The sequence below is a fragment of the Terrisporobacter mayombei genome (assembly GCF_020748465.1).
Lineage (GTDB): Bacteria > Bacillota > Clostridia > Peptostreptococcales > Peptostreptococcaceae > Terrisporobacter > Terrisporobacter mayombei.
The window spans coordinates 1-457 of the sequence record NZ_JAHZMP010000219.1 but is presented as its reverse complement, the minus strand read 5'-3'; the positions used below and the strand labels follow the sequence as shown (position 1 = coordinate 457).

The 457-nt window shown below is 53.6% G+C and carries 1 protein-coding gene; it reads left to right on the top strand.

Translation table 11 applies throughout. The features are described from left to right. Window positions 1-318: HlyD family secretion protein (locus K0039_RS25295; RefSeq protein ID WP_228106885.1), on the top strand; the 318-nt coding region annotated here is incomplete at its 5' end. Window positions 319-457 lie beyond the last annotated feature (139 nt).

Sequence of the window (457 nt, the reverse complement as noted above, 5' to 3'; positions counted from 1 at the left end):
CCTGGCGACGATGCGGAAGTGGTGTTTAATGCTCTGCCAGGTAAGGTATTCAGCGGTAAGCTGGCAGCCATTAGTCCAGCCGTTCCCGGCGGAGCTTATCAGTCGACCGGCACCTTACAGACGTTAAACACAGCGCCGGGTTCAGATGGCGTTATCGCGACCATTGAACTGGATGAGCACACTGATTTGAGCGCTTTACCAGACGGTATTTACGCCCAGGTGGCGGTTTACTCTGATCATTTCAGCCATGTCTCGGTGATGCGCAAGGTGCTATTACGCATGACCAGCTGGGTGCATTACCTTTATCTCGATCATTAATCTTCGCTTTCCGCCGCTTGTTCAGGCCGCAGTTGCTGCGACTGAGCAAGCTGGTGGCGAATTTCACGCAGCATTTCATCCAGCACATACTGGACCCGCCAGGGCTGGTATTCCCGTTTACGGAAGATAGCCACCAGAT